This is a genomic window from Dongia sp. P2_B8 (assembly GCF_056404715.1).
The window spans coordinates 148,822-171,042 of the sequence record NZ_JBFUDM010000010.1 but is presented as its reverse complement, the minus strand read 5'-3'; the positions used below and the strand labels follow the sequence as shown (position 1 = coordinate 171,042).

Below are 22,221 nucleotides of genomic sequence, written 5' to 3'. Positions count from 1 at the left end.
GTCAGTCAGCCACCTTCACCACCAGCTTGCCAAAATTCTTGCCCTTGAGGAGGCCGATGAAGGCCGTGGGCGCGTTCTCCAATCCGACGACAACATCCTCTTTGTATTTGATCCGGCCAGCTTTCAGCCAACCAGCAACGTCGCGCTGGAAATCGGCTGCCTGTGCCGCAAAATCGCTGACGATGAAGCCGCGCAAGCTAAGCCGCTTCGAGAGGACAGCGCGCATCAATTGCGGCAAGCGGTCCGGCCCGGGACGCGGGCCATCCTCATTGTAATGGGCGATCAAGCCGCAGACCGGTATGCGCGCAAAATCATTGAGCCGAGGGAACACAGCTTCCCACACATGGCCGCCGACATTCTCGAAATAGATATCGATGCCGCGCGGTGTCGCCGCCGCCAACTGCTCGGCAAAATCCGGTGCGCGGTGATCGAGCGCCGTGTCGAAGCCGAGTTCGTCCCGCAGGTAGCGCACCTTGTCGGCACCGCCGGCGATGCCTACCACATGACAACCCTTGAGCTTGCCGATCTGGCCCACCAGCGATCCCACCGGTCCGGTTGCGGCAGCCACCGCCAAGGTCTCGCCCGGTTTCGGCTGGCCGATATTGAGGAGGCCGGTATAGGCGGTCATGCCCGGCATGCCCAGCACGCCGACCGCCGTGGAGATCGGCGCCAGACTAGGGTCGACTTTCTGCAATCCGCTGCCGTCGGAGACGGCATGGGTCTGCCAGCCCGTGCGCCCTTGGACGATCTCACCCGGCTGATAATCCGGATGCTGCGATTGGACCACGCGACTGACCGCCCCACCCACCATCACCGCGCCGATCTCGACCGGCGCCGCATAGGATTTGGCAGCACTCATGCGTCCGCGCATATAGGGGTCGAGCGACAGATAGAGCGTCTCCAACAGGACCTGACCGGCCCCGGTATCAGGTACCGGCGCCTCGGTCAGGAGGAAGTTATCCACAGTGGGCTCGCCCGTCGGCCGGGATGCCAACACGATCTGGCGATTGGTCTTTTCGTTCATTTTACACTCATCAAGTGGTTATTTGAGACGCTGGCCGGCGGGATGTATGAGTCAGTCTAAGACAAATGCAAGGCTTCGTCATTCTTGCGGAAAGCGCACTTGCTGTACAGCTGTTCATCACACTCATTTCGCGATCATTGATTTTACTGGATAACTGCCAATATTGAGGATCGCAGGGTAATCATTGTCTATTTCACACTCAAATATCTATCTGTTAGATTAAGTATTACACTGAGTGCGATTAATTCAATTGACCTCTAGCCTAAGCGTGCTAAATCTTTTCACATCAGAGAGACTATTTAACGCTTCTGACTGTGTAATTACCTTTTGGAAGCCTGGATCACATCATGCAACTCGACCAAATCTCCTCGGATGCCATCGCAACGCCACTGGAATCCGTGACGGACCAGGCGGCGTTGGTGCGCGCCTTGAATGTGCGCTTCGCCGAGGCATCGCCGTTGGAGATTCTCGACGCGGCGATCAATGAGCTGTTCCCCAAGCGCATCAGCCTGGTCTCATCCTTCGGCGCCGAATCTGCGCTGCTGCTCCAGTTCTTGAGCCTGGTCGATCCGACCACGCCGGTTCTCTTCCTCGACACCGGCAAGCATTTCGACGAAACGCTGATGTACCGCGATATCCTCGCCGGCCGTTTCGAATTCACCGATCTCCGCTCGCTGGAACCGGATACCGCGGCGATTGCCCAGCATGATCCCGACGGCACGCTGTGGTCGACAAATCCCGATCTCTGCTGCCAGCTGCGCAAGGTTGACCCATTGGATCGCGCCCTTGCCCCCTTTGATGCCTGGATCACCGGCCGCAAACGCTATCAGAGCAGTACTCGTGCTGCCTTGCCGGTGTTCGAGAGCCTGGCGGGCCGCGTGAAGGTCAATCCGCTGGCGCGGATGACCGCTGCTGACATCGAAGCTGCCTTCAAGCAATACAAGCTGCCGCAGCATCCGCTCGTTTATGACGGGTTCAAATCGATTGGCTGCAAGCCCTGTACCATCCGTGTCGCCGAGGGCGAAGACGCAAGATCCGGCCGCTGGGCCGGCCAAGACAAGACCGAATGCGGTATCCACCGCAATTGAAAGATCAGAAGAGCATGAGCCAGATTCAGAACACCCAGTCCGATCTCGACCAATTGGAAGCGCAGAGCATCTTCATCCTGCGCGAAGCCTATAGCCGCCTGAAGCCGATCACCATGCTGTGGTCCCTCGGCAAGGATTCCAACGTCATGCTGTGGCTGGCCAAGAAGGCTTTCCTGGGGCATGTGCCGCTCCCGGTGACACATGTCGATACCGGCAAGAAGTTCCCGGAAATGTATGATTTCCGCGATCGCTATGCCAAGGAATGGAACCTCAACCTCATCGTGCGCGATTGCCCGCCGGTCGAGGAGATCGATCCGACCTTGCCGCCGGCCGCACGGTCGGCTGCCCGCAAAACCATCGGCCTGAAGCGCGTTATTGAGGAATTCGGCTTCAAGGGCGTCATCGCCGGCATCCGCCGCGACGAGCAGGCGACCCGCGCCAAGGAACGCGTGTTCAGCCCGCGTGCCGATGGCGGCGCTTGGGATTTCCGCGACCAGCCGGCCGAGTTCTGGGATCATTTCAACGCCGGCTTGCCGGATGGCGCCCATATGCGCATTCACCCGCTGCTGGCGTGGACCGAGCTCGACATCTGGCGCTATGTGCAGCGCGAGGAGATTCCGCTGGTACCGCTCTATTTCTCCCGCAACGGCAAGCGCTATCGTTCGCTGGGCGACAGCGACATCACCTCGCCTGTCGTCAGCAATGCCAACAGCCTCGATGAGATCATCGCCGAGTTGCGCTCGACCAAGACTTCGGAACGCGCTGGCCGCGCCATGGACCATGAACGCGAGGATGCTTTCGAGCGCCTGCGCGCCTCAGGTTACATGTAAGCGCGCACAGGAACCCAGATCATGACCGTTCTCCCTCTCAAGACCTCGCAGGGCATTGTGACCACAGCCAATGATGATACCGCGCCGCAAGCTGCGCGCTTTCCCTTCGCCATCGTCGGCCATGTCGATCACGGCAAGTCGACCCTGATCGGCCGCCTGCTCCATGACACCGGCAGCCTGCCCGAAGGCAAGCTTGCCGAACTGCAGGCCGCCAGCGACAAGCGCGGTGGCACGCTGGAATGGTCCTTCCTGCTCGACTCCTTCCAGGCCGAGCGCGACCAGGGTATCACCATCGACACGACGCAGATCTTCTTCCAGACCGCCAAGCGCCCCTATGTCATTATCGACGCGCCCGGCCATAAGGAGTTCCTGAAGAACGCCGTCTCCGGTGTCGCCCAAGCCCAGGCCGCCTTGCTGGTGATCGATGCCGCCGAGGGTGTTCGCGAACAGTCGCGCCGTCATGCGCTCATCCTGCAGTTGCTGGGATTGCGGCAGGTCGCGGTCATCGTCAACAAGATCGACCTCATCGCGTTCGATCCGGTGCGCTTCCAGAACGTGGCTGACGAGATCACGGCCTTCCTCGCCGAACTCGGCCTCACCCCCCAGGCGATTGTGCCTATCTCGGCGCGCCATGGTGACAATATCGTTACCCGTTCGACCCAGACTCCCTGGTATCAGGGCAAGACGGTGATCGACCTCCTCGACGGATTTGAAGCCGCGCGCCCAGCCACCGAATTGCCGCTACGCCTGCCGGTACAGGATGTGTTCAAGTTCGACCATCGCCGCCTGGTCGTGGGCCGCATCGAAAGCGGCCGCGTCAAGGTCGGCGATACGCTGACTTTCGCACCCACCGGCAAATCGGCCAAGGTCGCCAGCATCGAGACCTGGAACGCGGCACCGCAGATTGCCGCCGCCGCCGGCCAGTCGGTCGCTCTCACCCTCGATGATGAACTCTTCATCGAGCGTGGCATGGTGGCGACGCATCCAGAGCGTACGCCTCATCTTACCCACGATGCGGTGCTGCGCCTGTTCTGGCTCGACAGCGAAGCGCTGGAGCCAGGTGACCGCATCACGCTCAAAGTCGCGACGTCGGAATACCCCGTCTCGATCGAAGGGATCCGCGCCGTCATCGACGTCGATTCCCTTGACCGCCAGGTCGCCGACCGTGTCACACAGAACGGCATCGCCGAAGTACTCGTGCGCAGCCGGCACCTGATCGCCCTCGACCAGGTCGATGAATTCACCAAGACCGGCCGTGCCGTGCTCGTGCGCAATGGCGATATCGTGGGTGGCGCCGTGATCCTCGGCCGCGCCAGCGAGGCCAATCTGGCTGACGAGCCGCGCCTGCTGTTCAGCCCGGATCATCTCGTCACCAATGCCGCCCGTGCAGCCGCCAACGGCCATCAGGGTGCCGTCATCTGGCTGACCGGCCTCTCCGGGTCCGGCAAATCAACACTGGCTATGGCCCTGGAGCGTGAGCTCTTCGCCAAGGGGCGCCAGGTTTATGTGCTGGATGGTGATGCCTTGCGCTCCGGCCTCAACAACGATCTCGGCTTCGGGCCGGAACAGCGTGTTGAGAACATCCGCCGCACTGCGCAGGTGGCACGGCTCTTTGCCGATGCCGGCCTCATCGTTATCACCTCGCTCATTTCGCCTTATGCAGCGGAACGCGAGAATGCGCGCAACATCGTTGGTTCGCATTTCCACGAGGTCTATGTGAAGGCCGACCTCGCCACCTGCGAGGCTCGTGATCCCAAGGGCCTCTATGCCCGCGCCCGCGCCGGCGAAATCCGCAACTTCACCGGCATCGACGCACCTTATGAAGCACCGACCCAGGCCAACCTCGTGCTTGATACGGCGGGCACGTCGCCGGAAGCAGCGCTGAAGGATCTCGTCACCTATGTCGAGAATGCCGTGAAAGTGGCCCCGGCCTCGCAATCGGCAAGCGCCTGACCCAACGCGCCGTCTTCGATCGGGACTCGAAACCTCATGGCTGGTGAGCACCAGTCATGAGGTTGTCATATGCGGCCCTCGCTACAAAATGTCACATCGCCTCCCTGGAATTGGCAGGAACCAAGCGTTCTTGACCGCGTTGCTGTGCATTGCTGGGGATCAGGCTGCAACGTGCCATAATGTTGTAAGCTTCCAGTAAGGTCACAAGCCGACGGTTCTCTCTCCGTCTTAATGCCCTTGGTCCCTTGGCAACGCCCGGCCAGGCCCAAGAGGAGCAGCGCTTGCGAAAACTCCGCATAACCATCCTTGATCTCGTTACCAAGGGACCCACGAAGCGACTTTTCAACCGTGTGATGAATGCCAATCTGGCCAGCATCATGCCGCAGGTGATCGGCGTATGGTGCGAAGAACTTGGCCATGAGGTTCGGTTCGTCTGCTATACGGGTGTCGAAGATCTCGCTGCCGACGTGCTGCACGATACCGACGTCCTGTTCATCGGCGCTTTCACGCGTTCGGCGCAAACTRCCTACGCCATCAGCAATCTCAGCCGACGCAGCGGTGCGGTCACAGTGCTGGGCGGCCCGCATGCGCGCTGCTATCCGCAGGATGCGGCCAAATATTTCGATTATGTTCTGGGTTTCACCGACAAGACCCTCATCGCCGATTTGTTGAGCGATGCGACGCCGCAGCGCCCGCTTGGTGTCCAGCTCAGCGCCCGGCGGCAGCCGACCGAACTGCCCAGCCTTGAGCAACGCTGGAAGTTCGTTGTGCCGACACTGGCCAAGGCATCCTTCCTGCAGATCGTGCCGATGGTGGGCAGCATGGGTTGCCCCTATACCTGCAGCTTCTGTATTGATTCCGTGGTCCCATACCAACCCCTGCCTTTCGATCAGATCCGCAATGATCTCGTCTTTCTGCAGACCAAGGTGAAACGGCCGCGCGTCGGCTGGCACGATCCGAATTTCGGCGTCCGCTTCGACGATTATATGAATACGATCGAGGATGTCGTGCCACCGGGACGCATGCGCTTCGTCGCCGAGAGCAGCCTGTCGATCCTCACCGAGCCACATGTGAAGCGCCTGCAGCGCAATGGCTTTGATGCGCTGCTGCCCGGGATCGAATCCTGGTATGACCTCGGCAACAAATCGAAGACCGGCAGGAATGTCGGCCTTGAGAAAGTGCGCCAGGTTGCCGATCACGTGAACATGATCCTGCGCCATGTGCCTTATGTGCAGACAAATTTCGTTCTCGGCCTTGATTCAGACGAAGGCAGCGCGCCATTCGAATTGACCAAGAAATTCGTCGATCTCGCCCCAGGCGCCTATCCCGCCTTTTCACTCCTGACGTCCTATGGCCAGGCGGCACCGCTCAATCTCGACCTACAACGCGCCGGCCGCGTGCTGCCCTTCCCGTTTCATTTCCTGGACAGCAATCACGCGATGAACGTCCGGCCGCTCAATTATGACTGGCGTGAGTTCTACGACCACGCCGTCGATCTAACGCGTTATGCGCTCTCCGGCGCCCGGGTGGGCAAACGGCTCTGGGCCAATCGCGGCATCGGCACGAAGGCGCTCAATGCGCTTCGTGCGACCACCTCGAACCGCGCCACCTATCAGGCGAAGATCCGCCGCCTGCTCGACGAGGACAGCCAAGTGCGCAGCTTCGTCGAAGGCGAAAGCACCGTGCTGCCGGCATTCTATAGCAATCGTATAAGGAAGAGCCTCGGGTCGCTGTGGGACGCCTTGCCTGAGGGAGCCCTCATGCACGACCAGAACGCCTATCTGAACAGCCAGGGGGCACCGGCAACCGTGGTGCCCTTGACGCGTCGGGCGTCCGCCATGAAGCCACAGCTGCCTGCTCAAAATGCACCAAGCCAAATACGGGCGGGCGAATAGCGGCCACACCAGCTCTGCCGAGAGTTCCGCAAGAGTTCCGTGTGTGAGATTAGCGGGAACCTGCCAGCGCCCTCTCGATGCCGCGCACGAGTTCTCGTTGACCGAAAGGCTTGCCTAGCTGCGGCAACTGCAGTTCCGTCTGTTCTGGCAATTCGGCATAGCCGGTCGCCAGGAGAATCGGCAGATCCGGCCAGCCCACCAGCACCAGCCGAGCCAATTCGAGGCCGGTCATCTGCGGCATCGCCATATCGGTGATGACGAGATCGAAGGGCGGTTCCTGGCGCAGGATTTCCAGTGCTTCTTGCGCCGACCCCGCTTCGCGCACATGATGTCCCATATCTTCCAGCATGGCCGCCGTGTTCATGAGCACCAGGGCATCGTCATCGACCGCCAATACACGGAGGTGCGGCAGAGGCTCCTCCTCCGTCACGTCGATAGACTGCGTCGCGGTAGCCTGCATCGGCATGGCAATCAGGGCCGGAATCCAGAACTCCGTGATAGTCCCTACACCAAGCGTGCTTTTGAGAATGAATTTCCCGCCCAATTGCTCCATGAGCCCATGTACCTGCGAGAGGCCCAACCCGCTTCCCTTGCCGATCCCCTTGGTCGTGAAAAACGGCTCTTTCGCTCTCGCCAATGTCTCTGCATCCATGCCGATGCCCGTGTCGCTGATGGAAAGACAAACATAGCGACCCCTGCTCAGTCCCAGATCGTTGCCCATGGCAATTTCGGCACCTCTTGCGGTGATGAACAAGGCGCCGCCCTGCGGCATCGCATCCCGCGCATTGACGACCACATTGAGCATCGCAGCTTCCAATTGGTTCGCATCGACCAGGATGTCGTCGATCCCCGGCGGTATATCGATACTCACTTCGATCGTGGGGCCTAGAGACCGGCGGATAAGGTCCTTGATCCCGCCCACCAGCTTGGCCATGCCGATGGGTTCCGTCTTCAGGGCCTGACGCCGGCCGAACGCCAGCATCCGCTGTGTCAGCGCCGCGCCGCGCTGGGCACCCTGCACCGCATTGTCGATGAAACGCGCCAATTTCGGGTCATCCGGCAATCTCTTGCGCGCAAGTTCCAGGCTCGACAGAACCGCCATCAGCAAATTGTTGAAGTCGTGGGCGATGCCGCCGGTGAGCTGGCCGATCGCCTCCATTTTCTGAGCTTGGAAGAGCGCCTCGCGCGCGACAGCTAATTCGTGCTCGGCCTCTCTTCTTTCAGTGATGTCGCGGGTGATCTTCGCAAAGCCGATCAGCTCGCCTTTCGCATCTCGGATGGCATCGATGATCACACTGGCAAGGAAGCGGGACCCGTCCTTGCGCACGCGCCAGCCCTCATCCTCGAAGCGTCCCTCCCGCGCCGCGGTGGCGAGCACCTGGGCGGGCCGGTCCACCGCGCGATCTTCTTCAGTATAAAACTGCGAAAAATGACGGCCGAGGATTTCGCTGGCCTTATATCCTTTGGAACGTTCGGCGCCGGGATTCCAGCTGGCGACGCGACCTTCCCGGTCCAGCATGAAAATCGCGTAATCGGTCACGGCCTGCACCAGCAATCGGTAATGGTCGTCGATACTCCCCAAGACCGGTGGCGAGGACTGTATGCTACTGAAAATGGCCATAATTTTCCGCGATAAGTGTGACGCCCAGCAACTAGCAACCCGTGAATTGGAGATTGGTTCCAGGGGGTTACCGGCCCAACCTAAGGCTGCCCGCCCAGCAGCCGATCGATCTCCTTCCGGCTCGCACCCAAGGCGAGATCCGACATCTTGGCTCCGGTGATCATGTCCACACCTTGTCGGCGGAAGGCCGTCTTGGCTTCCTCGGATTCGGGCGTGATCTCATAGCGCATGAATGCTTCGCCACCCGCAGCCACGCCGGTTGCGATGACAATCCTGCAGCCGCGGTGATGATAGGTCTCAGCCATCTATTGCCCTCCAACAGGAGACTTGGATATTGCTGCTGTCGGCATATTGCAAACAAGACCTTTGCGCGCGAGGCCAAGCCGCTGCATGTTCCATGGTTAGCCAACCAGATTGAGGAGTTTCAGCGTGGCGTTCGTCATCCCCTATCGCGGTTGCAAAATTCACCTCAAGACAGGCGAGTGGGTCGGCCCCAAGGAATTTGCCACCTATCAGGTGGAAGGTTCCAATCCCGACACCAAACGCGCCCTCGGCCTCAAACCAATCAAAGGCCGCGCGGCGGCCGACAAGGCGCTGGATGCGGCAAAGCATCAGGTCGATCAATTACTCGGTAAGGCCAGATAGATTGCCTGACGACCGCCGCCGGCCCAACAGACAGGTCCTCGAAGCCGTAACGGATGCGGGTCGCACAGACTCGCCCTCAGCAACCAAGAATTTTACCCTTCTCATAAGAGCTAAGTGTCAGAAACATCTCTTTCTGGCACGTCTTACGGTTGGAACTGCAAGAACCATATCCAGGGTATGTATGCATTTCCCTCGTATTCATTAACGTCTAAATGGCTAAATTATCTCAAGATTGACATCTTCATCGCCTTTCAGGTACATCTCCTTTTGCGTGTATATCGTTGGTTGCGCCCATGATCGCCTTGCCAGATAGCTGGAGGGATCCGACATGCTGTGGAAGATTTCCTATCGGGTGTTCCTGCTTTTCAAGAACTACCCACGGTTGATTCCCGGAATCGTCGCCGTTTTCGTGGTCGGAATCCTTGTGACACTCGCGATCGGCAAGACCTATCAGCGATGGGACGACGATCCCGATCGCGGCGCCATTGCCGTTAAGGATGGCGAGTTTGGTGAAAGTTACGCCACACCCGTCTATCTCGAGCAAGGATGGGACGAAGCCGACAGCCTGTGGTTCTACAACACGACGCAAGGGTCCGACCTGATCCCCTATGACTTCTTCCTGGCTCTTGAAGAGTCGAAATCGGAAGAGCGCCTGCGCTCCGACAAAGTGATCGACCATTTTCGCTATCTGCCGCAAAAGGCGACGTTTTTCAATCCGGACGCTTTGCCAGTCGGCTTCGTCAAAGACACGTATCAGGGCAAGGATTATGTCGGCTACACCTGCGCCGCCTGCCATACGGGTCAGGTCAATTATCAAGGCAAGGCTATCCGCATCGACGGCGGCCCGGCCATGGCCGACATGGTGGGGTTCCTGACGGAACTGCAGGCCTCGCTGGAAGCGGCCAAGGCTGGCGAAAAAGGCAATCGCTTTGTCGAAGCGGTGCTGGCACTCGACAATGACTATGACACGGCCGAAGAAGTCAAAGCCGACCTCGACAAATGGTCTGGCGTCGTCGAGCTTTATAACACGGTGAATCACAGCCATATCGACTATGGCTATGGCCGACTGGACGCGTTCGGGCGGATCTACAACCGCGTGTTGGAGCATGTCCTCAACAAGAAGCAACTCGAGTCACTGTTGGCGCAGATAACCATGGCCGACAAAACCACGCGGCTGATGACAAAAGAGCAAATCGACAAGGTCACCGAGGGTGTCAACGCCGTCATTGTCGGGACCAAGGGCTTTACGGACCTCATCGACCGTTTGCAGCGCAAGGGCGATGGCTATCCCGGCCTGGACAGCAGCCAGATGCTGCGCGTGCGCGACAGGATTTTCAATGAGCCCAATGCCCCTGTGAGCTATCCGTTCCTGTGGGACATTGCCCAGTCCGACTATGTGCAATGGAACGGCCTTGCCAGCAACGCCGAGATCGGCCCACTGGGTCGCAACACCGGTGAGGTTATCGGTGTCTTCGCGACACTCGACTGGCACGAAGACAAACCCTTCTTCGGCCAGGACCATCGCTTCAGCCTGTCCGCCCGCATCAGCGGCCAGGAAGCGAAACGAGAAGCCATCAACTTCAAATCCTCTGTGGATCTCGTCAATCTCCAGCGGCTGGAAGCGCATTTGCGCAAGCTGAAATCCCCTGAATGGCCGCAAGATATACTTGGCCCAATCGATCAGGACCAGAAGGACCGCGGGGAACTGGTTTATGCACAACATTGCATGTCCTGCCATGAAGTGATCGACCGCAACGATTGGGACCGCCGTGTCATTGGCAAGATGACGAGTGTTGCCGTGGTCAAAACAGATCCCGCCATGGCGACCAACAGCATCCAGTACGATGGCCTGTCGGGAAATTTCGAACATATCTATCAGGAAACCGATGGCGGCATGGTTGTCGTCGGCGAAACGGCGCCCGTGGTTCAGATGCTCACCGCGGCAACCCGCGGCGTCATCGCCACACCAGATGCCGACAAATGGTTCATTCGCCGCTGGGCCGATTGGTTCTATACGCTGGCGATCTCATTGACCGGCAACGAGATCAAGACCAGCGTCAGGAGTGGTGACTACAATCCGGCCACCAGTGCCGTGCCCTATGCGGCACTGCTTTGCTACAAGGCACGTTCGCTGAACGGCATCTGGGCGACAGCGCCCTATCTCCACAATGGATCGGTGCCCACGCTCTATGATCTGCTGCTGCCTGCAGAACGCCGGGCCGGTGATCCGGCAGATATGGAATATCGGCCCGACTCATTCTTTGTCGGCAGCCGCGAATTCGATCCCGAGCGAGTTGGCATGCGCCACGAAGGCTATGCAGGATTCCCGTTCAGAACCCTCGTCCGGGACGGGCCTGGCGACCGCAATACTGGCCATGAATATGGAACCCGGGATTTGTTTGGGCCGGATGGCAAGCTGATCTCGCCTGCCCTCACCCGGGAGCAGCGTTGGGATCTCATTGCATATCTGAAATCGCTTTAAGCGCTCGCAGGACCAGGACGGATGGCCATGACCCAGCCTTTTGACTATCTGGCGGCCTTTGACCAGGCGCCGACTGCCGAGAAGTATCCTTTGGTGCAGACATGGATGAAGAAGGAGCCACTTCCCTTCTTCAAGCAATTGCGCACCGAACGCCCGATCCTGGTGACACCTGAGTGCACGCTCGTCGCCCTCTTCTCTGACGTGCGCGATGCCCTGCTGATGCCGACGGTTCTAACCGTCGATCTCTACAAACCGAAGATGGGCGTGACCGCCACGGAAGTCGGCTATCTGATGGCGCATGACGATGATGCGCTGCACTACCGCGAAAAATCACTGATGCAGGCTATGTTGAATCGCGACGACCTTGGCCATGTCAGAGCCCTGGTCCAGAAGACCTGCATCGACATCCTCGACCGGGCCAATGGCCAGATCGATATCGTGACACCCTATTGCCGTACCGTGCCGGCGACCCTGGTTCAGGATTATTTCGGGTTCGATGGCGTCGAGGCCAAGGATTTGATCGAATGGTCCTTCTGGAACCAGTACGACGCATTTCATAATCAGCCCTTCGACCTCAACAGCCCGGAAAAATTCGACCACATTGTTAAAATGCACGCCGAGGTCAGCGACAAGCTGATTGCCTATCTTGCCACTCTGGTTGGGCGCAAACTGTTGATGGCCAAGATCGCGGCCCTGTTCAGTATCCCGATCGGTATCCTGCACATGATCAAGGCGGCGGTGATGCGGCTTTTCGGCATCAAGCAGAAAGTCGTGCCCGACGATATCGTCAGCCGGATGCTGAAATCGAGCTTTGCCGCGAGCCTGGATTTTGCCATCCCACGTCTTGCGACCAACGCGGGCGGATTGCTGATCGGTGCCATCGAGACGACCTCGCAGGCGGTGTCGCAGACCATCCAATACTTCATCGAACACCCAGCTATCTTGGCAAATGCCCGTACCGCCGCCCGAAAAGATGATCCAGGCGATTTCGATGGATATGTCTGGGAAGCGCTCCGCTACGTGCCGATCAGCCCCTACATGTTCCGGCAGGCATCGACTGAAGTAACACTGGCCAGCGGCACACCTCATCAGACGACGATAGCCAAGGGCACAAACGTCCTTCTACTCACGCAATCGGCAATGTTCGACACCTATGCCTATGAGGCGCCCGAGCAGTTCAACCCGCAGCGGAACTGGTACCACCACTTCAATTTCGGCTTCGGGTCACATGATTGTCTTGGCAAATATGTCGGCATGGTCATGATCCCGGAAATGGTCAGGCAAGTCCTGCTGCGCTCGAATCTTCGGGCCACAAGCGCCATGAACTATAAGGACGGGCCGTTTCCCGAGGAATATCGCCTGGCGTGGTAGAGCGTCATTGCGGCGCCGGTATGTAGACCCGCGGGCTGCCATAGAGCCGTTGCCGGTTCCAGGCATCCCGTGAGCCGAGATACTTCGTGGTCTCGGCATCATTGACGCCGCTCCGATCGTAGCAGACGTGGAGGCTCCATTCGCAGATCAGGCCCTGCCGCGGCGAGAAGCGATTGGCGCCGAGATAGCCACCGGTTTCCCCGTTCGGCTGCCCCCACGAGACCGGATAGCCATAGGGCTGCGGGTTGCCATAGGCATAAGGCGAAACATCCACCCCGTACTCAGAATATACCGGGCGCGGCCGCATGACCTGCGGCGGATGATCCGCCGCACAGGCGCTCAAAGTTAGACCGGCCAAGGCAATGGACCACCAGTTCATGGCAGTACTCCTGGGAGAGGGCTTCCCTATACCACCCGGAGAAACCCGTTTACCGCCCCTTGGTTCCAATTGGACTGTATGGCGGCGACCTTCGATCAGGATTCCGGCAGATAGTGATCCAGTTTCTCGAGCACGTCCGGGCAGGTCTGCTCAAATGGGTGCCGGATTCCCTGTCCAATTTGATTGATATAGACCGCCATGCGGACATTGGCTTCTTTCGTCCAGGCATCCTCGCTTATCGGGAACTTGGCAGTGGCGTCTTTGGCGGCCTGTTTCACAAGGCATTGTCGTAGGAGAGCTCTCTCAGGCTTCGGTATCTGCATGTACCAAGAATTTGTCTTGAGCGCTTCCGAAAGCCCGTCGTCAAAATGATCTTGGCTGGCGGCATTAGACGTTTGGGGCGCTGGCGTCGCAATGCTGTTCGCTTGACAAGCGCCAAGCAGTGATCCCACGAAGAATAAACCGGCCAGAAAAATAATGCGCATTTCTTCCTCTGGGGCAAAGCCTGCTACATATCTGATGCTGCCGGTCACCGCGCCATATTCAAATAAGCGACGGCACCAGCAAACGGATTGCGAAGCGCGACGCACTTCGCTTGGGCTTGTTGGCGTCCCTAAGTCTCCGACCGGCGCGAGAATTCAAACCCGAAGATTACGAGCCGGCTTCCGTCATACATTCTTTGACCTCTTGCTCGGCCTGCGCAGCCGAATAGGGTGAGGTCTCAGTATTGTGGACCAATACGACGTCTTCCCAGTTTTTCTGCGAATGGTCAGAGACGAATTTGTCGACAGCATCAAGATAGCGATCAGTCATATGCTTCTCATATTGCCGCCCCAGACAAAGCTTGATTTCTTTGCTGGTATCTTCCATTCCCGCCATTCCCACGTAGATATGATCGATAAACCCCCGACGCGTATCGACACCGTCGAAATCCACGCGCGAATATTGCTCAAAAATCAATTGCGACTTGTCGGCGACAGGCTTTCCACCGGCGCAAGCCGACAGAAGGATCAACCCAACAATAAGATTTCGAGATTTCTTCATGTCTCTTGATGCCCCTATTAATCGCATATGAGATCAACATAGCCATATGGACGAGAGGCCGTCAACGGAGGCAGGGCGAGAAACGTCGTGGCGCCCGCTGCCGGACTCGAACCGGCACGAGACTTTCGTCTCTCAGGATTTTAAGTACGTTGGGTGCCGGCAGATTGTAGCGTCAATTCAAAGAAATACGAGACGCGCGGTCCCAAGTGCAAACAAAGTGCAAATAGATTCCGTGCGACGATACGCTCCTTGACCTCAAGTTTGAAAGGTCTGCACATTACTGTTGTCTCGTTGTCGTCTGCACGAAACGAGACAACAGGATCTAGAGTACAACCCATGGGCCATGGGTTGTGCCGCAATTCCTGAATGCACCGTGCAGAAATTGATGGTGCGGACGGCGGGACTTGAACCCGCACACCCATCTCTGGGTCAGAGGTTTTAAGCCTCTTGCGTCTACCGTTTCGCCACGTCCGCCAATCAACCTAATTTGATCTAGAATTCATATGCCATACTGCAAAACTCTATACTGCAGATGCTGCCATGCGTCATGGAAGTGTTCCGTTCGTCATCATTGTCGGCTTCCATTCTCCCGCTAACTTCTTGGCTTCATCTAACTGAGCTTTAGTCAACTTTGGTCCGACCGCATTGATCAAGGTCTTTGAAGCGGTAACGACTGGCGGTTCATTGCCTTGAGCCGCAATCAGCCACCACTTCATCGCTTGAACGAAATCTTGTTTGACACCGCGACCTCGAGCATAAGCGGTACCTAGCTGCACCTGAGCGGCACCCTCTCCTTGATAAGCTGCTTTGCGATTCCATTCTGCTGACAACGCCAAATCTTGAGCCACACCCTCGCCATCAGCGTACCTCATTCCGAGAATAGTTTGATCAAGGGCGCTACCTTGCTCTGCAGCCTTACGATGCCACCTAACCCCTTCGCTGTAATCCTGTGGAACGCCGATGCCGTTGTCATACATCGTTCCAAGACTTCCTTGCGCGCGCACATCTCCCTTATCCGCCAACTCACGCCATAACTTCAGAGCGGTTGGATAGTCTGCCCGTTGGAACGCAGCCAACCCATCGGCATACAGATCGGCAACTGCATGACTGACGACGGACAGTGCTAGTGCAAAACCGAGTACTACAACCTTGATCGATATCCTCATGGTCCCCCGCATGCCTTAACCTAGCTAACTAGCATACCAGATGGTTCGCCGTTTTAAGTCCTGTGTGTCTACCAATTCCACCAAGCGGGCTGGCTCACGGATCAGGGGTCGACCGGAGCGACATAGCGTTTTACGGGCGGTTCGGCAACTCTCAGAGTTGGAGCTGATCGGTCTCCCATCTCCCTTCACGCGTCATCCCCGGGGTTTGACCCGGGGATCTGCCGGCAACACCTCGGCGGCGGAACCTGATCCTCGGGTCAAGCCCGAGGATGACGGGTGACCGGATGACGATCAAAAAGAGCCTTGCCCAACGCGCTGCAGGCGGGGAGCCTCACGCCGCCGGTTCGCCGTCGATCGGCTCGGCGCCGAGGGTCTTGATGATGGTGTGAAGTTCGACTGCTGCGCCGTCAATCTCGGCCTTGTCGGTGCCGCGTATGACGAAGCTGGCGCCGAACCTGCCCTGGCGGAAGAAGGGATAGGAGCCGATCTCCAGGGCCGGGTACCGGTCCTGCAGCAGGCCCAGATCCTTGGCGATGACGCCTTCACCGATATAGCCGGAAACCGTGCGGGATAGCACCGGATCGCCGCCGGTGAGCGAGCCCTTGAGGCCGTCGAACATGGCCTGGCAAATGCGTGGGACACCGGCCAGCACGAAGACGTTGCCGATCCGGAAACCGGGGGCGATAGAGACCGGGTTGTCGATGAGCTCGGCCCCTTCCGGCGTATGCGCCATGCGCATACGGGCTTCGGTGATGTTCTCCGGCCCATAATGGTTGCGGAGCAGCTTCTCCGCGACCGGGTGCAGGATCAGCGGGACACCGAAAGCCTTCGAGATCGAGGCCGCGGTGATGTCGTCATGGGTGGGACCAATGCCACCTGTGGTGAACACATAATCGAACTTCGCGCGCAATTCGTTGACCGTTGCCACAATGGTGGCCTCGATATCAGGAATAAAGCGCCCTTCAATGAGGCGTATGCCGATGCCGGTCAGGCCGCCGGCGATATAGCCGAGATTGAGATCCTTGGTGCGGCCGGAGAGAATCTCGTTGCCGATGACGACAACAGCTGCGGTTACGATCTTTGGCGGGAGGATTTCAGGCTCGGTCATGAACAATCCCTATTGCGCGCGAACATAACCGAAGGCCTGCATGCAGGCGTTGACCACATCGTCGTAGCGCTTGCCGGATTCATAGCCGGACATGCCGGTATCGGCCAGCGGATCGCCGAACGCGCCGGTGCCCTGTGTCGCCGCGATATCCTGGTCGATGCCGCGATCGACCTTTGTCTGGGCGCGAGCCTCAGCCTCACAGGAATCGAGGTCGGAAAGAGCCTGGTCGGAGTCGACGCCGGGCTTGGTCCAGTTGCTGCCTTGGTTAAAAAAGGAGCAGGCGCTGAGCAGGCTAACGGCCAGCGCCATGGGGAGCAGATAACGCATGAGTGATATCCTTATCCAAAGTTGCCGTAACTTGCCGGGAACCGCGCCTTGATGCAACAAAGGCCGAAATCGGCTCCACATCCAGATTACAGAACGCCGCACCCATGCAATTCGATCCCCCCTTGCTGCCCGCCCGCCTGGTCCGCCGCTATAAGCGGTTTCTGGCCGACATGATCCTGGAGGATGGGCGCGAAATCGTGGCACATTGCCCCAATCCGGGCTCGATGATGGGCCTCGCTGAGCCCGGCTCGCCCTGCTTTCTGTCGACCAAGACCGCCAAGGGGCGCAAGCTGGATTTCGGCTGGGAACTGGTTGGGATGAAGACGGGCGCGCTGGTCGGCATCAACACCGGCTATGCCAACCGGATCGTCGCGGAGGGGCTGGCCGCCGGCCAGATTCCGGGCCTGCCGCGCGCTGGATCCTGGCGGCCGGAGGTAGCATTCGGCACGGGCACGCGCTTCGATTTTGCCCATACTGCGGCGGATGGCAGGCTTACCTATCTTGAAGTCAAAAGCGTCACCCTTTCGCGGGCGCGCGGCCAGGCAGAATTTCCCGATGCCAGGACCGATCGCGGCCTCAAGCATCTTCGGGAACTGTCAGCGGCCGTGGTGCAAGGCCACCGCGCCATCCTGCTGTTCCTGGTGCAACGGGGCGACTGCGATACCCTGACACTTGCCGCCGATATCGACCCTGCCTACGCCGCTGGATTGCAGGCGGCTCTGGCCGCTGGAATCGAGGTCATCGGGCACACCTGCCATGTCGCACCAGAGGGAATTTCCCTAGCAAATCCAATCGCTTTGACTCTTTAGGCACAGGTGGCATGCGACAGCGGGGGGTTGCGTGCGACCGGGGGCAGGCGTATCTAGGTTGTTAACCCTTATTCGAGCCAGCAGCAGATAGCGAAAAAGCGATGCAAAAGAAGGACGTAGAGAGCGACTGGATTGACGATGGCGAGAAAATCAAGCTGCACAAGCCGGCTGACTTTGCCGCCATGCGCAAGGCCGGGCGCCTCGCGGCCGAAACGCTCGATTTCATCACGCCCCATATCGTGCCCGGCATCACCACCGAGGCGGTCGACAAGCTGTGCCACGATTACATCGTCGCCCATGACGCTATCCCCGCCCCGCTCAATTATCGGGGCTTTCCGAAATCGGTCTGCACCTCGGTCAACCACGTGGTCTGCCATGGCATTCCCGGCCCCAAGAAGCTGCAGGATGGCGACACACTCAACATCGACGTCACCGTGATCCTCAACGGTTGGCATGGTGATACCAACCGCATGTACAATGTTGGCAAGGTCGGCGTGCAGGCGCAGCGCCTGACCGAAGTTACCTATGAGGCCATGATGCGCGGCATCGAGGCTGCAAAGCCCGGCGGCACCTTTGGCGACATTGGTTATGCCATCCAGAGCTTTGCAGAAAAGCAGCGCTTTTCGGTGGTGCGCGATTTCTGTGGCCACGGCATCGGCAAGGTGTTCCACGATTCACCTTCGGTGCTCCATTTCGGCCGCAAGGATACCGGGCCGGAGATCAAGCCTGGCATGTTCTTCACCATCGAGCCGATGATCAATGCCGGCACCTGGCAGGTGAAGATCCTGGATGACGGCTGGACCGCCGTCACTCGCGACAAGAAGCTCTCGGCCCAGTTCGAACACACGATCGGCATCACCGAGAACGGTCCCGAGATCTTCACGACCTCACCCACAGGTCGCGACTTGCCACCTTATGCCGCCTAAGGCCGAGCCCGCTCAGGAGTCCGAGGCGCCGCATTATCACGGCCATCGGCAACGCCTGCGTGAACGGTTTTTGACCGGCGGTGCCACAGCTCTTGCCGATTACGAACTGCTGGAACTGCTGCTCTATCTCGCCATTCCGCAGCGGGACGTGAAGCCGCTGGCCAAGGACCTCATCACGCGTTTCGGCAGCTTCGGCGCCGTCATGGCAGCGGAGCCTGCCCAATTGATGGAAGTGAGTGGCATCAAGGAAAACAGCGCCATCGCCATCAAAACGGTGCAGGCGGCAGCCCATCTGATGCAGCGCCAGCTTCTGTTGGACCAGCCGATCCTGGGATCGTGGAAATCGGTTCTCGATTACTGCCATTCGGTCATGGCCCATGAAAAGAACGAGCAGTTCCGGCTGCTGTTTCTCGACGGCAAGAACGCACTCATCGCTGATGAGGTGCAGAGCCGCGGCACCGTCAACCATGCGCCGGTCTATATCCGTGAAGTGGTGAAACGGACCCTGACGCTTGGCGCCAGCTCGATCATCATGGCCCACAATCATCCGACCGGCGACCCGACACCGTCGCGTGACGATATCGAGATGACGCGTGCGGTGAAGCTGGCGCTGGAACAGGTCGGTGTCGCCGTCCATGACCACATCATCATCGGGCGCAAAGGCCATGCGAGCTTGCGCTCCATGGGCTATCTCGACGCCCCGAAGAAACGCTAAGCCAAAGGATAATTCGATCTTGAGCCAAGCAGTCCCCAACACAATGCCGGTCCTGTTCCTCTCGCACGGCAGCCCGACGCTGGCCTTCGACGACGTGCCAGCACGCGATTTCCTGGTGCGCCTGGGGGCGAAGCTGCCGCGGCCCAAGGCCATCCTGTGCATCTCCGCGCATTGGGAAGCTGCCCTTCCCTCCGTGACCGGGAGTGCTACCCCGAGTACGATCCATGATTTCTACGGCTTCCCCCAGGCGCTTTACGATCTGCGCTATGACGCGCCGGGCGATCCGGCCCTCGCGGCCCGGGTGGTCAAGCTGCTGGAAGACGGTGGCTTCAAGGCGGAAACCAGCAGCGACCGCGGCCTCGACCATGGCGTCTGGAGCCCGCTCATCCTCGCCTATCCGCAGTCCGGCATTCCGGTGGTACAGCTCTCGCTCATGCACCACCGCACGCCGGCCGATCACGTAGCGCTTGGCCGCTTGCTGGCGCCGTTGCGGGAAGAAGGTGTCTTGATCGTCGCCTCCGGCGGTGCCGTTCACAATCTGCGCGCGCTCGATTGGAACAATCGCGGTGGCATCACCGATTGGGCCGGTGCTTTTGACAAATGGCTGGAGAACAAGATCGCAGCCGGCGATCTCGCAGCCTTGAGCGACTACCGCACACAGGCCCCCAACGCCACCGCCGCCCATCCCAGCGAAGACCATATCATGCCGCTGTTCGTGGCCTTGGGCGCTGCTGCCGGCGAAAATGCGATGGCACCCGGCAAGCAGCTTCACACCAGCTTCACCTTCGGCAGCCTCAGCATGAGTTCTTACGGCTGGGGCGCCTGAGACGTTACGCGCGTCAGCTCCGACAGCAAGGCCTGCACCATAGGCGAGGCGGCCAGTGCGTGCCGTGTGACCGCCTTGATGTGACGTTGAAGGGGTGTCCCTGCAGACCTGCGCACCACAACAGCCTTGGCGCTCGGAAACTGCAGCCCCAGTTCCGGTATGAACCCGACGCCGAGGCCTGCCGCCACCATCCGCAACAGAAGATCGTAATCGTCAACGGTATGCGTGATTCTGGGCGTAAATCCGGCGATGGCGCAGGCGCGTTCGGCAAGCTGCAGATCGTCGGATTGTCGCGACCCGACCATCCACTCAGCTTGGGCGAGACGCTTCAAGTCGATCGGGTTCCGCGCGGCCTGCCAGGATTTGGGTAAGGCCAAGAGCACGGACTCATCCATCAGCGGCTGCGATACGAGGCCAGCTATATCGGGATGCGGTGCCAGGTTATAGGCGAAACTCACGGCAAGCTGGCAGCGTCCGTCACGCACCGCCTCAATCGCATCCACAGACTCAAGTTCATGGATATGCACTTTCATGTCTGGAAAGCGCTTGCCGAGCCTGACCACAGCCGGCAACAGGCGCGCCTTTGCAAAGCTCGGGAAGCAGCCGACCTCCAGGACGCCCTTGGGCGTTTCGCCAATCGCTTTCAGATCCATTGCGGCGGCTTCCACCGCCGCGAGGATCGTTTCGGCATGAGTCACCAGCCGCTCACCCTCGGGGGTCAGGCGTACACGCCGACCGAAGCGCTCCAGCAAGGGCACCCGGGCCTCATGCTCCAAGATCGCCAGTTGCTGCGACACCGCCGAAGAAGTGAGGCCAAAGGCCTCGCCAACCGCGGTCATGGTGCCGCGATGAGCCAGTTCTCGAAGAAGCCGCAAGCGCGCCAGATCAAACATAAAGATATTCTTACATATCTTCTAAGATATACGAAGTAGATCTTATGAATTACGGCAGCTACAAGCGACCTCGACGCAAGTGAGATTTCTTCCCCAGGGTTTCGGTCGCCGGCAACGGCGGCTCACGCGAGGTGTCGGTCAAAAATGGTCAAGATATCGCTCTTAGGCATCCCCCATGACGAGAACTCTTCCTATATGAAAGGACCCGCGGGAGCGCCAACGCTGATCCGTGGCGAAATATTTTCCGGCGTCACCTCCTGCTGGAGCGAAACCGGCACCGATCTCAGCGCACCCGGCCGGATCAGCGATCATGGCGACATTGCTTTCGGCGGCAATATCGATCCATGGGATCTCATAGAAAAGCGTGTGGCAGACGCTATGGCGGATGGCAGTCCAGTGCTTTGTCTCGGCGGCGATCACGCCATCACGCATCCGATCATGCGTGCTGTCCGGCAGCGCCATGCTTCGCTCACCATTCTCCACATTGACGCTCATCCGGATATCTACCAAGCCTATCAGGGCAATCCCCGCTCGCACACCTCGCCTTTTGCCCGGATCATGGAGGAAAAGCTCACCGACCGCCTGATCCAGGTCGGGCTCCGTACGGTCAACGATCATCACCGTGAGCAGTTCAAACGTTTTGGCGTCGAGACAATCGAAATCGGTCGCTGCGGCGAGAAGCTACAGTTTGGCATAACGACGCCTGTTTACATTTCGGTGGACATCGATGCGCTCGATCCAGCTTTCGCACCAGGGGTCTCACACCGGGAGCCGGGCGGCTTGTCGACCCGTCAGGTGATCGATTTTATTCAGAGTGTCGATCAGCCAATCGTTGGCGCCGATATCGTCGAATACAATCCACGCTGCGATATCGTTGGCCAGACCGCCATCGTGGCAGCAAAGATCACCAAGGAAATTGCCGGCATGATGGTCAAGACGAACGGAAGTTGATCAAGGCACGCTGCTGCAGATCGGCTGCGCCAGGATTTCGGCGATGAGGCCGCGCTGGTTGGTTTCGGCGCGGACGGTGTAGTGGCCGATATGCTCGACCGCCAGGGCCGCTCCCGCGGTCGCCAGCACAAGCGCCAAGATCAGTGACGCCCGCGCCCAACGTTGCTG

23 protein-coding genes and 1 tRNA gene are annotated in these 22,221 nt (G+C 59.1%); 12 read left to right on the top strand and 12 right to left on the bottom strand.

Going from position 1 to position 22,221, the window contains the following annotated elements:
- Position 1: 1 nt before the first annotated feature.
- A complete protein-coding gene (locus AC1DWZ_RS23565; RefSeq protein ID WP_477171401.1) occupies positions 2–1,024 on the bottom strand; it encodes an NADP-dependent oxidoreductase in 1,023 nt (340 codons plus the stop codon).
- A gap of 347 nt (positions 1,025–1,371) precedes the next feature.
- On the opposite strand from AC1DWZ_RS23565, the gene AC1DWZ_RS23560 reads away from it, so the two are divergent.
- The 4 genes from AC1DWZ_RS23560 to AC1DWZ_RS23545 all read left to right on the top strand — a co-directional run bounded on the left by AC1DWZ_RS23560 (position 1,372) and on the right by AC1DWZ_RS23545 (position 6,790).
- Positions 1,372–2,112 carry a phosphoadenylyl-sulfate reductase gene (locus tag AC1DWZ_RS23560; RefSeq protein ID WP_477171400.1) on the top strand — a complete coding sequence of 247 codons (741 nt, stop codon included), beginning with the start codon at positions 1,372–1,374 and terminating at the stop codon, positions 2,110–2,112.
- Positions 2,113–2,126: 14 nt separating this feature from the next.
- On the top strand, positions 2,127–2,942 hold the full coding sequence (gene cysD / locus AC1DWZ_RS23555) for a sulfate adenylyltransferase subunit CysD (RefSeq protein WP_477171399.1): 816 nt from the start codon (positions 2,127–2,129) through the stop codon (positions 2,940–2,942).
- 21 nt (positions 2,943–2,963) lie between these two features.
- Complete coding sequence (gene cysC, locus AC1DWZ_RS23550; protein WP_477171398.1) at positions 2,964–4,895, top strand: adenylyl-sulfate kinase; 1,932 nt, start codon at positions 2,964–2,966, stop codon at positions 4,893–4,895.
- Between the two features lie 281 nt (positions 4,896–5,176).
- On the top strand, positions 5,177–6,790 hold the full coding sequence (locus AC1DWZ_RS23545; protein ID WP_477171397.1) for a B12-binding domain-containing radical SAM protein: 1,614 nt from the start codon (positions 5,177–5,179) through the stop codon (positions 6,788–6,790).
- A gap of 49 nt (positions 6,791–6,839) precedes the next feature.
- Here the strand turns inward: AC1DWZ_RS23545 and AC1DWZ_RS23540 are convergent, their stop codons facing one another.
- The gene (locus tag AC1DWZ_RS23540; RefSeq protein ID WP_477171396.1) at positions 6,840–8,411 is read right to left on the bottom strand and encodes a PAS domain S-box protein; all 1,572 of its coding nucleotides are present in this window, start codon (positions 8,409–8,411) and stop codon (positions 6,840–6,842) included.
- Between the two features lie 80 nt (positions 8,412–8,491).
- A complete protein-coding gene (locus AC1DWZ_RS23535) occupies positions 8,492–8,716 on the bottom strand; it encodes a hypothetical protein (RefSeq protein WP_477171395.1) in 225 nt (74 codons plus the stop codon).
- A 124-nt stretch (positions 8,717–8,840) separates the two neighbouring features.
- On the opposite strand from AC1DWZ_RS23535, the gene AC1DWZ_RS23530 reads away from it, so the two are divergent.
- The 3 genes from AC1DWZ_RS23530 to AC1DWZ_RS23520 all read left to right on the top strand — a co-directional run bounded on the left by AC1DWZ_RS23530 (position 8,841) and on the right by AC1DWZ_RS23520 (position 12,909).
- Positions 8,841–9,056: a hypothetical protein gene (locus tag AC1DWZ_RS23530; RefSeq protein WP_477171394.1), complete on the top strand. Its 216-nt coding sequence runs from the start codon at positions 8,841–8,843 to the stop codon at positions 9,054–9,056.
- A gap of 328 nt (positions 9,057–9,384) precedes the next feature.
- On the top strand, positions 9,385–11,538 hold the full coding sequence (locus AC1DWZ_RS23525) for a di-heme-cytochrome C peroxidase (protein ID WP_477171393.1): 2,154 nt from the start codon (positions 9,385–9,387) through the stop codon (positions 11,536–11,538).
- Positions 11,539–11,565: 27 nt separating this feature from the next.
- Positions 11,566–12,909 carry a cytochrome P450 gene (locus AC1DWZ_RS23520; RefSeq protein WP_477171392.1) on the top strand — a complete coding sequence of 448 codons (1,344 nt, stop codon included), beginning with the start codon at positions 11,566–11,568 and terminating at the stop codon, positions 12,907–12,909.
- Between the two features lie 4 nt (positions 12,910–12,913).
- Here AC1DWZ_RS23520 and AC1DWZ_RS23515 read toward each other — a convergent pair whose 3' ends face one another.
- From AC1DWZ_RS23515 to AC1DWZ_RS23485, 7 genes are all read right to left on the bottom strand, one after another.
- The gene (locus AC1DWZ_RS23515) at positions 12,914–13,288 is read right to left on the bottom strand and encodes a YcgJ family protein (RefSeq protein ID WP_477171391.1); all 375 of its coding nucleotides are present in this window, start codon (positions 13,286–13,288) and stop codon (positions 12,914–12,916) included.
- Positions 13,289–13,383: 95 nt separating this feature from the next.
- Complete coding sequence (locus tag AC1DWZ_RS23510; protein ID WP_477171390.1) at positions 13,384–13,821, bottom strand: hypothetical protein; 438 nt, start codon at positions 13,819–13,821, stop codon at positions 13,384–13,386.
- Between the two features lie 118 nt (positions 13,822–13,939).
- The gene (locus AC1DWZ_RS23505; RefSeq protein WP_477171389.1) at positions 13,940–14,332 is read right to left on the bottom strand and encodes a hypothetical protein; all 393 of its coding nucleotides are present in this window, start codon (positions 14,330–14,332) and stop codon (positions 13,940–13,942) included.
- A 386-nt stretch (positions 14,333–14,718) separates the two neighbouring features.
- Positions 14,719–14,806, bottom strand: a tRNA-Leu gene (locus tag AC1DWZ_RS23500).
- A 71-nt stretch (positions 14,807–14,877) separates the two neighbouring features.
- The gene (locus AC1DWZ_RS23495) at positions 14,878–15,498 is read right to left on the bottom strand and encodes a tetratricopeptide repeat protein (protein ID WP_477171388.1); all 621 of its coding nucleotides are present in this window, start codon (positions 15,496–15,498) and stop codon (positions 14,878–14,880) included.
- 331 nt (positions 15,499–15,829) lie between these two features.
- Positions 15,830–16,606 (bottom strand): competence/damage-inducible protein A, encoded by a 777-nt coding sequence (locus AC1DWZ_RS23490; RefSeq protein ID WP_477171387.1) that lies wholly within the window; start codon positions 16,604–16,606, stop codon positions 15,830–15,832.
- Between the two features lie 9 nt (positions 16,607–16,615).
- The gene (locus tag AC1DWZ_RS23485; protein ID WP_477171386.1) at positions 16,616–16,933 is read right to left on the bottom strand and encodes a hypothetical protein; all 318 of its coding nucleotides are present in this window, start codon (positions 16,931–16,933) and stop codon (positions 16,616–16,618) included.
- Between the two features lie 104 nt (positions 16,934–17,037).
- On the opposite strand from AC1DWZ_RS23485, the gene sfsA reads away from it, so the two are divergent.
- The 4 genes from sfsA to AC1DWZ_RS23465 all read left to right on the top strand — a co-directional run bounded on the left by sfsA (position 17,038) and on the right by AC1DWZ_RS23465 (position 20,209).
- Positions 17,038–17,742 carry a DNA/RNA nuclease SfsA gene (gene sfsA, locus AC1DWZ_RS23480; protein ID WP_477171385.1) on the top strand — a complete coding sequence of 235 codons (705 nt, stop codon included), beginning with the start codon at positions 17,038–17,040 and terminating at the stop codon, positions 17,740–17,742.
- A gap of 101 nt (positions 17,743–17,843) precedes the next feature.
- Positions 17,844–18,668 carry a type I methionyl aminopeptidase gene (gene map / locus AC1DWZ_RS23475; RefSeq protein WP_477171384.1) on the top strand — a complete coding sequence of 275 codons (825 nt, stop codon included), beginning with the start codon at positions 17,844–17,846 and terminating at the stop codon, positions 18,666–18,668.
- Positions 18,658–19,383 (top strand): RadC family protein, encoded by a 726-nt coding sequence (radC, locus tag AC1DWZ_RS23470; RefSeq protein WP_477171383.1) that lies wholly within the window; start codon positions 18,658–18,660, stop codon positions 19,381–19,383. The genes map and radC overlap by 11 nt, the downstream gene beginning before the upstream one ends.
- Positions 19,384–19,402: 19 nt before the next feature.
- Complete coding sequence (locus AC1DWZ_RS23465) at positions 19,403–20,209, top strand: DODA-type extradiol aromatic ring-opening family dioxygenase (protein ID WP_477171382.1); 807 nt, start codon at positions 19,403–19,405, stop codon at positions 20,207–20,209.
- On the opposite strand, the gene AC1DWZ_RS23460 is transcribed toward AC1DWZ_RS23465, so the two are convergent.
- A complete protein-coding gene (locus tag AC1DWZ_RS23460) occupies positions 20,191–21,102 on the bottom strand; it encodes a LysR family transcriptional regulator (RefSeq protein ID WP_477171381.1) in 912 nt (303 codons plus the stop codon). The two genes, AC1DWZ_RS23465 and AC1DWZ_RS23460, sit on opposite strands and share 19 nt — an antisense overlap.
- Positions 21,103–21,246: 144 nt before the next feature.
- On the opposite strand from AC1DWZ_RS23460, the gene AC1DWZ_RS23455 reads away from it, so the two are divergent.
- A complete protein-coding gene (locus tag AC1DWZ_RS23455; RefSeq protein WP_477171380.1) occupies positions 21,247–22,053 on the top strand; it encodes an arginase family protein in 807 nt (268 codons plus the stop codon).
- Here the strand turns inward: AC1DWZ_RS23455 and AC1DWZ_RS23450 are convergent, their stop codons facing one another.
- Positions 22,054–22,191 (bottom strand): hypothetical protein, encoded by a 138-nt coding sequence (locus tag AC1DWZ_RS23450; protein ID WP_477171379.1) that lies wholly within the window; start codon positions 22,189–22,191, stop codon positions 22,054–22,056.
- Between the last annotated feature and the right edge of the window lie 30 nt (positions 22,192–22,221).